This is a genomic window from Pseudonocardia sp. McavD-2-B (assembly GCF_024124365.1).
GTDB lineage: Bacteria > Actinomycetota > Actinomycetes > Mycobacteriales > Pseudonocardiaceae > Pseudonocardia > Pseudonocardia alni.
The window spans coordinates 1-2849 of the sequence record NZ_JAMXSG010000435.1; the positions used below are offsets into that span (position 1 = coordinate 1).

At 78.1% G+C, this 2849-nt stretch carries 1 pseudogene; it reads right to left on the bottom strand.

Features of this window, described 5'->3' with window-relative positions:
- Nucleotides 1-2849 (bottom strand): annotated as a pseudogene (locus NH602_RS29800) (hypothetical protein); the annotation flags it as partial.

Consider the following 2849-nt stretch of genomic DNA (forward strand, 5'->3'; position numbering starts at 1 on the left):
GTGGAGCCGGGCGACGCCCTCCGAGGGGGAGAAGGGCGGGAGCCAGTAGGCCGGCCCGACGCCCGCGCCGTCGTCGCCGGTGCCGGCGGCCACCGCGGCCTCGGGGCGCCGGTAGACGCGGGCGGCGGTGATCCGGCCGCCGGGGGCGTCGGCGTCGGGCACCGACCGGGTGACCCGCTCGTCGACCGACAGGTACTTGCGTCCGGCGCGCAGGTCGGCGTCGTTGCGCAGCCGCACGAGCAGCGGGAACGACGACAGCGCGCCGGCGTCGAACAGCCCGGTCGTGTAGACCAGCTGCACGCCGAGGGCCTGTGCGACGCCGAACTGCAGCTCCAGCAGGTACCCCGCCGACGCCCGCCCGATCGGGTTGTCGAGGAACAGCACGCCCGCGTGCGCCCGCCTGCCCTGCCCGCGCTGGTGCGCCCGCAGCGCCGCCATCGTGCAGTACAGGACGATCGCCGCGGTCAGCTGCTGCCCGCCGGAGAAAACGTCCTTGATCGCGGAAACGCGCAGCCGCTCGGTGCGCAGCACGGCGTCGGGCTTGAGCATCTCGACCCGGACACCCTTCGGCATCGCGGCCCGGACCCCGCGCAGCAGCATGGACATGCCGTCGCGCCGGTCCTTCGCCTTCCCGCCCGCCATGCCGGTGGCGGTGCGGTCGACGACGGCGCCGAGCTCGTGGCGCAGCGCCGCGTCGGGCAGCTCCTCGAACCGGATCCGCAGGAACTGCTGGCCCGACCAGTCGCCGAGGCCCTCGGGCAGCTGGGACAGCCGCTGCGCGAGGCGCACCGTCCGCAGCGCCTCGCCGACCATCCCGGACAGCCGGGTGACGATCCCGGAGCGGTGCCGCTCGATGTTGCCGAGGTCGTCGTCGAGGGAGCGCAGCCGCGGGCGCAGCGCGGCGATCCACTCCGCGGCGAGGCCGGGCATCTCCGACCGGTCGACACCGCCGATGTGGCGGTGCACCGGGGAGCTCAGGGTCGCGAACCGCGGGTCCTGGGCGAAGCGGGCGACGGCGTCGACGCCCTCGCGGACCTTCTTCTCGGCGCGTGTCCGCTCCCCCGCGGCGTCGCGGACGGCGTTCTGGTGGCGCTTGAGCGCAGCCTGGGCGGCCTCGACGTGGCCGTCGAACGGCACCCCGGACGGCTCGGGCGTCTCGTCCAGCGAGGACACGACCAGCCCGAACCCGCGGGCGAGGTCGGTGGCGGTGCGGTGGGCGTCCTCGGCGTCGGTCCGGGCCCGACGACGGCGTTCCAGGTCCTTGCCCGCCGCGTCCAGGTCGGCCGTGGCGCGGGCGACCAGCTCGCGGCCGTGCTCGGCGTCGCGGGGCGGGTCGTAGGGGTCGATCGGCCGCTCGCCGCCGGTGAACCGCTCCAGTTCGCGGCGGGCGACGGCCAGCTCGGTCGCGGCGTCGGCGCGGCGGCTCTCGGCCTCGTCGTAGGCGGTCCGGGCCTGCTCGGCGGCGGCGCGGCGGCTGGCGGCGTCGGCGCCGTCGGGGGTGTGCAGGAACGCCGTCGCGGCCTCGACGACGGTGCGCGGCAGCCCGTCGACGGCGACCCGCCGCTCCCGCGCATCGGCCTCGGCCCGCTCCAGCGCACCCTGCAGGTCGGTGTCGACGGAGGCCGAGGCGTAGGCGTCGCGGGCCCGCTGGAACTCCTCGCGCAGCTCGGCCAGCGACCCCTCGGGGGTCCCCTCCGGCTCTCCGTCCTGCCCGCCGACCTCGTCGGTGGAGACTGGGAGCGCCGCGGCCTCGTCGCGCAGGATCGTGCCGATGCCGCGCTGCCGGTCGCGCGTCTGCTGCGCGTCGGCGGCCTCGCGACCGGCGCGGTCGGCGGTGGTCCCGGCGGCGTCGGCCTCCTGGCGGGCCCGCGCGGCGTCGGCCTCCCCGGTGCGCATCCGCTCCTCGTGCGTCGCCCGGCGGGCGAGCTCGGTGCGCAGCGCGGCGAGCGCGTCCGCCCGGCGACGGGTGTCCCCGGCGGTGCGCTCCAGGCCGGGCCGGTCGACGGTGAGCCGGTCGGCGCGCTCGTCGAGGTCCTCGACCTCGGCGCGGGTCGCCTCGTACTCGGCGACGGCCGCGGCCCGTGCGGCCTCGGCGGCCTCGGCGGCCTCGGTGAGGTCGGCGAGGGTGGGACGACGGTCGCGCAGCGCGGCGAACCGGTCCCGCAGCCTGCGGTCGTCGTCGAGGACGGTCTCCAGCTCGGCGAGCCGGGCGGCGCGCTCGGTGGTCTCGGCGACGAGCCGGACCCGGACCTGCTCGGCGGCCTCCTCGTCGTGCAGGGCCGGGTTGGGCGGCACCACGAAGTCGATCCCGGGCGCCGCATCGGCGTCGGCGCGCAGCGCGGCGGTGGTGCCGACCGCGACCAGGCAGGCCGGCAGCAGCCGCGCCGCGTCCAGCTCGGCGCGGGCCCGCTCGGCGTCGCGCGCGTCGTTGAGCAGCACCCCGCCCGCCAGGTGCGGTAGCCGCGCCAGCACGGTCTCCCGGTCGGGGGCGGGCAGCTTCGCCAGGTAGCGACGGCCGGACCAGGCGGTGATCCCGGCGGCCTCCAGCGCCGCGAGGACGTCCTCGATCTCCGTCGGGTCGGGCAGCAGGCCGCCGTCGCCGAGCGCGGCGAGCGCGCGTTCGTCGCGGCGCTGGTCGCCGTGCAGGGTCGTCCGCTCCCGCTCGGCGCCGCGGATCGCGGTGGTCAGGGTGTCGACGACGAGGCCCGCGTCGGTGTCCGGGCGGATCTCGTCGAGTCCGAGCAGCTCTGCGGGCCGGACCTCCCCGGCGAGCGCGACGGCGTCGGTCTCCGCGGCGGAGCGCGCGGCCTCGGCGGTCGCGGCGTCGGCGCGGGCGGCGGCCTCCGCAT